The 6,159-nt window shown below is 70.9% G+C and carries 6 protein-coding genes and 1 pseudogene; 5 read left to right on the forward strand and 2 right to left on the reverse strand.

Features of this window, described 5'->3' with window-relative positions; genetic code table 11:
• The 4 genes and pseudogenes from D7W81_RS39105 to D7W81_RS39120 all read left to right on the forward strand — a co-directional run.
• A pseudogene (locus D7W81_RS39105) lies at positions 1 to 263 on the forward strand (PEGA domain-containing protein); the annotation flags it as partial.
• Positions 264 to 265: 2 nt separating this feature from the next.
• Complete coding sequence (locus tag D7W81_RS39110) at positions 266 to 577, forward strand: hypothetical protein (protein ID WP_120560434.1); 312 nt, start codon at positions 266 to 268, stop codon at positions 575 to 577.
• Between the two features lie 247 nt (positions 578 to 824).
• Positions 825 to 1,799 carry a D-alanine--D-alanine ligase gene (locus D7W81_RS39115; RefSeq protein ID WP_120560439.1) on the forward strand — a complete coding sequence of 325 codons (975 nt, stop codon included), beginning with the start codon at positions 825 to 827 and terminating at the stop codon, positions 1,797 to 1,799.
• 317 nt (positions 1,800 to 2,116) lie between these two features.
• A complete protein-coding gene (locus D7W81_RS39120; RefSeq protein WP_120560435.1) occupies positions 2,117 to 3,640 on the forward strand; it encodes a cellulose synthase family protein in 1,524 nt (507 codons plus the stop codon).
• A gap of 91 nt (positions 3,641 to 3,731) precedes the next feature.
• Here the strand turns inward: D7W81_RS39120 and D7W81_RS39125 are convergent, their stop codons facing one another.
• Positions 3,732 to 4,259, reverse strand: a complete 528-nt coding sequence (locus D7W81_RS39125; protein WP_120560436.1) for a hypothetical protein — start codon at positions 4,257 to 4,259, stop codon at positions 3,732 to 3,734.
• A gap of 83 nt (positions 4,260 to 4,342) precedes the next feature.
• Between D7W81_RS39125 and D7W81_RS39130 the strand changes: the two genes are divergently transcribed.
• Positions 4,343 to 5,368, forward strand: coding sequence for a PEGA domain-containing protein (locus D7W81_RS39130; RefSeq protein WP_120560437.1), 1,026 nt, complete (start codon positions 4,343 to 4,345; stop codon positions 5,366 to 5,368).
• 64 nt (positions 5,369 to 5,432) lie between these two features.
• On the opposite strand, the gene D7W81_RS39135 is transcribed toward D7W81_RS39130, so the two are convergent.
• Positions 5,433 to 6,032 (reverse strand): hypothetical protein, encoded by a 600-nt coding sequence (locus D7W81_RS39135; RefSeq protein ID WP_120560438.1) that lies wholly within the window; start codon positions 6,030 to 6,032, stop codon positions 5,433 to 5,435.
• Positions 6,033 to 6,159: the final 127 nt, after the last annotated feature.

A 6,159-nucleotide genomic window follows, 5' to 3' on the forward strand; every position in this document is an offset into this window, starting at 1 on the left:
CCCCGCCCGCGCCGCCCGCGAAGAAGCTGACGCGCAAGGAGCGCGAGGCCGAGGCGAAGCGCCAGCGAGAGGAGGAGGCCCGCCTCAAGCGCGAGGAGGAGCAGCGCAAGAAGGACGAGGAGGTCCGGCGCAAGCAGGAGGAAGAGGCGAAGCGCAAGGCGGACGAGGAGGCGAAGCGCAAGGCGGAGGAAGACGCCAAGCGCAAGCGCGAGGAAGAGAAGAAGCGCCCCAAGCTCGACGAAGACGATCTCCGGAACTACTAGCCATGCGCCGCCTTTCATCGCTCATCGTTCCCTCGGCCCTGGTCCTGGGCCTGTCCGCCTGCAGCCTGCTCGTCGACTTCGATCCTGAAGGGCAGCCCTGTGACCAGGGCCAGTGCCTGGAGGGCTACGTCTGCCGCGACCAGGTCTGCACCGCCGACGACAGCGCTCCTCCCACCGACGCGGGCACGTCCGACGCGGGCACGTCCGATGCCGGCACGTCCGACGCGGGCTCCACCGACGCGGGTGGCAGCACGGACGCCGGCACCTCGGATGGTGGCCTGCTGCCCGACGGCGGCATCCGCGACGGGGGCTGAACGAAGTCCCGCGCCGCGCCCTTCAAGCCCCCTGTCTCCAGGGGCTCCGGGCGCGGCGCCGTATCAACGCTCCCGCACGTGGCCGCCGGGCCGCGCCGTGTCCCCCCGGACACGGCTGCCTGCCCGAGGCCGTCACGGCGAAAACCCTGTCATTCCAGTCACTTGAACGCGGTGCCCGCGCCGGGGAGGTCCGCCGGTGCGTGGCATCATCCGTGCTCTGGAGCAGGCCCAAGGAGGCATCATCGACATGGGCAAGCGCGTGGGAGTGCTGATGGGCGGGTGGGGCGAGGAGCGGGAGATTTCGCTCAAGACAGGGGAGGCCGTGGTGGCGGCCCTGGAGACGCTGGGGCACACCGTCACCCGCGTCTTCGCGGGCCCGGGCCTGGACCGGGCGCTGCGCGCGGCGGACATCGAGGTGGCCTTCATCGCGCTGCACGGCCGCATGGGCGAGGACGGCCGCGTGCAGGGCCTGCTGGAGCTGCTGGAGATTCCGTACACCGGCTCCGGCGTGCTGGCCTCCGCGCTGGCCATGGACAAGCCCATGGCGAAGAAGCTCTTCCAGCTGCACAACCTGGCCACGCCCCACGGCTACCGGGTGGGCCGCGAGGACGCGGAGCGCGCGCTGGAGCTGCACGGCGACAGCGGCTTCCCCTGCGTGGTGAAGCCCGCGAAGGGCGGCTCGTCCGTGGGCCTGTCCGTGGTGCACGACGCCGGGGCGCTGGTGCCCGCGGTGGCCCAGGCGTGCCGCTTCGGCGGCGAGGCCCTGGTGGAGCGCTTCGTCCAGGGGCAGGAGGTGACGGTGGGCATCCTCGGCGACCGCGTGCTGGGCAGCTGCGAGGTGTCCTTCCCACGCGAGGGCTTCGACTACGACGCCAAGTACAAGGGCGGCGCCCAGTACTTCCTCCCGCCCCGCCTGTCCGACACCCGCCGCGTCAACGTGGAGTCGCTCGCGCTCGCCGCGTACCGCGCCCTGGGCTGCCGGGGCTATGGCCGCGTGGACCTGCTCTGCTCCGACAAGGAGAACGACGTCGTCCTGGAGGTGAACACCCTGCCGGGCTTCACTCCCGTAAGCCTCCTGCCGAAGATCGCCGCCCGCGCGGGCCTGGACTTCCCCGCGCTGGTGCAGGGCGTGCTCGAACGAGCCACCCGCGACGAGTCCCACGTCGCCGAGGGCCCCACCGTCACGCCTGGCGCCCCCGTGCCCCTGCGCGCCGCCCGTTAGGTCCTCCGTCCCACGGAGCACCCGGGACGTCGTCCCGGCATCGCCCGGACGCAGGGAAGAAAGGGGTGACATCCTGCGTCAAAACCGCCGATCCAAGCCTCTCGAATCCGGGGAATAGTTTGACACGACCCGGGTGGCTCCCTATTGTCCGCCGGCGATCAGTAGCCGGAAGGTCAAAGCCCAGTCTTTTCGGGCACATACGGGGCGGGGCTCAGCAGACCCACAGGCGGCGGTCAGCGTGAGCGGTCGGTCGGCATGCCGCCACGTCTGGTAGGACCGCTGGCGCCAGTGCCAGCGGGAGGGGCTGAGCGTCACCGATGACCACCGTCGAGATCCTGTTTCTGGCAGTCTACTTCAGCCTGCTGAGCGTGCTGGGAGTCTATGGCTCCCACCGCTATCGCATGGCGTTTTTGTACTACCGCCACAAGTTCAAGCTGCCCACGCCCAACGGCACGCTCCCGGCGCTGCCCCGGGTGACCATCCAGCTGCCCATCTTCAACGAGATGTACGTGGTGGAGCGCCTGGTGGAGTCGGTGTGCCGCATCGACTACCCGCGCGAGCTGCTGGAGATCCAGGTGCTGGACGACTCCACGGACGAGACGTGCGGCATCGCGCGTGCGTGCGTGGAGCGCCACCGTCAGAAGGGCCACGACATCGTCTACATCCACCGCGTCAACCGCCAGGGCTTCAAGGCGGGCGCGCTGGAGAACGGCCTCAAGCTGGCCACGGGCGAGTACGTGGCGGTGTTCGACGCGGACTTCGTCCCCAGCCCCGACTTCCTGATGCGCACCGTTCCCTTCTTCGCGGACGCGAAGGTGGGCATGGTGCAGGTGCGCTGGGGCCACCTGAACCGTGAGTTCTCCATCCTCACGCAGGCGCAGAGCATCTTCCTGGACGGCCACTTCATCATCGAGCACACCGCGCGCAACCGCGCCGGCTGCTTCTTCAACTTCAACGGCACCGCGGGCATCTGGCGCCGCGACACCATCGCCGACGCGGGCGGCTGGCAGCACGACACGCTCACGGAAGACCTGGACCTGTCCTACCGCGCCCAGCTGAAGGGCTGGCAGTTCATCTTCCTGCCGGAGGTCATCTCCCCGGCGGAGGTGCCGGTGGACATGAACGCCTTCAAGAGCCAGCAGCACCGCTGGGCCAAGGGCTCCATCCAGACGGCGAAGAAGCTCCTGCCCACCATCCTCAAGAGCGACCTGCCGCTCCTGGTGAAGCGCGAGGCCTTCTTCCACCTCACCAACAACATGGCCTACCTGTTGATGGTGCTCCTGTCCGTGCTGATGCCCATCAGCATGGTGGTGCGCTTCCAGCACGGCCTGTACGGCACGCTGTTCCTGGACCTGCCCTTCTTCATCACCGCGACGGCCAGCGTCTGCGTCTTCTACGTGGCCGCCCAGCGCGAGCGCGGCGTGAAGGGCTGGGAGCGCTTCAAGTACCTGCCCTTCCTGATGAGCCTGGGCATCGGCCTGGCCATCAACAACGCGAAGGCCGTGGGCGAGGCGCTGCTCAACCAGCAGTCGGGCTTCGCGCGCACGCCGAAGACGGGCGCGGAAGGCAAGAGCGTCAAGGCCGTGAAGAAGAGCTACCGGGGCAGCAAGACGCTGATGCCGGTGGTGGAGCTGCTCTTCGCCGCCTACTTCACCGGGGCGCTGTGGTTCGCCATCGACTCGCGCATCTACACGTCGGTGCCCTTCATCATCCTGTTCCTGGCGGGCTTCCTCTACGTGGGCGCGTCCAGCCTGCTGCAGGGGTTCGCGGGCCGGGCGAAGGTGCCGGACGCCGCCCCCGCCGTGACGCCCTCCGAGGAGCAGCCGCGCCAGGCGGCCTGATCCTTCCGCACTGCTTCGCGCCGTTCACCTCACGCCGCCGCTTCCCACCCGGGCTTCCAGGGCGGGGAGGGCGGCGCGGTGCTTTTCCGGCCTACAGGCCCGCGTCCGGCACGCCGCGCAGCAGCACCTGTTCCTGGCGCACCGGGGCGGGGCCGGAGGTGGCGGGGCGGCAGCCCTCGTCGATGGAGGTGCTGGACGCGGCCCTCAGCGTGAGGCCGGCGTCGGTGCAGGCCACGGCCTCCGTGGGGAAGGCGACGGGGCAGGGCGTCCCGGAGGCGCTGAAGCCGGTGGCGCGCGTTTCGCCCACGAAGCCCTCCGGCGTGCGGGTGAGGACGATGCCCACCGACCCCGCGTCCGGGGACTCCACGCCGCCGTCCGCCCAAGCGCGCACCACCGCGAGTGACAGGGTGCGGCCGTCGTCCTGGCCCAGGTAGCGGAAGGCCGGGTTCTGCGCGTGGTGGTAGTCGCCGGACTGGTCCTTCTTACAGCCGGGCGGCACGTGGATGGGCGGCGGCAGGGAGGACGTGGAGGTTTCCACCCGGGGAGGGGCCTTGCCCGGACAGGCCGTGAGCGAGAGGACACAGAGGCCGAAGGGGAGGATGGCGAGGGCGCGGTGCATGGGGCGCGGATATTCTCCCAACCGACGGCCGTGTGGGACGGTGTTTGCTTCCCCTGGGATGACTCTCTAACCTTCGGTCCGACATGAGTCTTCGCCGCTTCGCCGTCCTGTCGCTCGTCGCTACCCTGGCGCTGCCCTCCGCGGTGTTCGCCCAGGACATTGATGATCTCCTCGGCCCTTCGGAGACGAAGCCCACCCCGAAGCCCAAGGGCAAGCCGAAGACGGCGAAGCCTCCGAAGACGACGGCGAAGCGCAAGGTGCCGCCCAAGAAGGAGAAGCTGGGCACTCGCAAGGGCAAGACGGGCAAGGGCGCCGTGACGGCCCCCCCCGAGGACGTGGCCCCGGCGAAGGCCACGCTCGCGCTCAAGCTGGGCAGCAACGCGCGCGGCGCGAAGGTGACGGTGGACGGCCAGGAGGTGAACCCGCAGACGCCGCTGGAGCTGGCGCCGGGCGAGCACACCGTCGTCGCGCGCCGTCAGAACTATTCGGACTTCATCCAGCAGGTGACGCTGACGCCGGGCCTGACGACGGAGCTGCTGGTCTCGCTGGAAGCGGCGACGGGCTTCGCCACCCTGCGCGCGGACGTGCCTCGCGCCACGGTGTTCGTGGACGGGACGCGCGTGCCGGGCACCGTCCCCATCGAGAACCACCCCCTGGCCCAGGGGCAGCACGAAATCGAGTTCCGGGCGCCGGGACTCAAGGACGTGAAGAACATCAACGTGCGCGCCGGGCAGCTCTACGTCGTGGAGGGGCGCCTGCGTCCCTCCTCCGACCCGGTGGCGTCGGTGGCACCGGCGGATGACACGCCGCGCTCCACGGTGCTGGAGCCCACGAAGCCGCTGGCGCCGGTGGAGCAGCCGGGCCTGGCGCTGGGCGCCGAGCAGCCGCCGGAGGTGAAGGAGAGCACCAGCAGCGCCTGGTACCAGAAGTGGTACGTCTGGGTGGGCGTGGGCGTGGTGGCCGCCGCGGCGGGCGCCGGGGCCTACGTGGCGACCCGGAGCCCCGCGGCGCTCACCACCACCGACGTGTGCGGGGAGGCGGGGTGTGACGGCCAGATTGGCTTCTCCGGCCTGCGCCCGGCCATGCCCGCGCCCGGCGTGCGCTTCTGACGCGCGGGGGCGGACGCTTCCCGCGTCCGCCCGGGCGCTGGAGGCCCGGAACGCCCGGGGCCTGTCATTGGCCCCGCAGGTCGTCCTCGCCGCGGCCCGCGCCCGGATCCAGCCGCAGGAAGATGTTCGTCACGCGGCCCACGCCCCAGTAGTCCAGCGCGGTGGCGCGGACGCGGAAGGGCTCGGACTCCGGCAGCAGGGCGGTGATGTCCACCTCGTTGGGCTCGAAGCTGAAGGCGCGCCGGCCCAGGTTGTCCACCTGCTCGTTGCCAATGAAGACGCTGTCCGTGAAGCCCACGGCCGCGCGGCGCGACACCTTCCCCTTCGCGTCCAGCACCTCCAGCAGCAGGAAGTTGTCCACGGCGAAGCCCTGCGTGCAGGCCGCGTCCCCGCAGAGGCGGGCCTGGGCGCCGTCCAGCCGCATCGGCTGCGTCTCCGCGGTGGCCACGACGCGCGGCGTGCGCTCGCCCTCGCGCGTGTCCACCTCCACGTCCTCGCGCAGCTTCTCCAGGCGCGCCGTCTCCCGCTCTGGCGTGGCGGACAGCAGCTGGACCGAGCGCGGTTCGGGCGGCGCGGCGGCGGCGGTGGACGGAGGAACCTGCTTGGCGCAGGCCAGGAGGCTCAGCGCGGCGGCGGAGAGGGTCAACGTTCGCGAGTGGCGCACCCGGAGGCTTGTAGCGAGCGGCCCCGGACGGGGTCAATTAGCATGCCCTCCATGCGGACCCTCCCCGGATGGTGGCTGCTGTGCGCGCTGCTCTCAGGCCCCGTGGCCGCGGCCCCGCCCTCCACCC

It is taken from the genome of Corallococcus aberystwythensis (assembly GCF_003612165.1).
Lineage (GTDB): Bacteria > Myxococcota > Myxococcia > Myxococcales > Myxococcaceae > Corallococcus > Corallococcus aberystwythensis.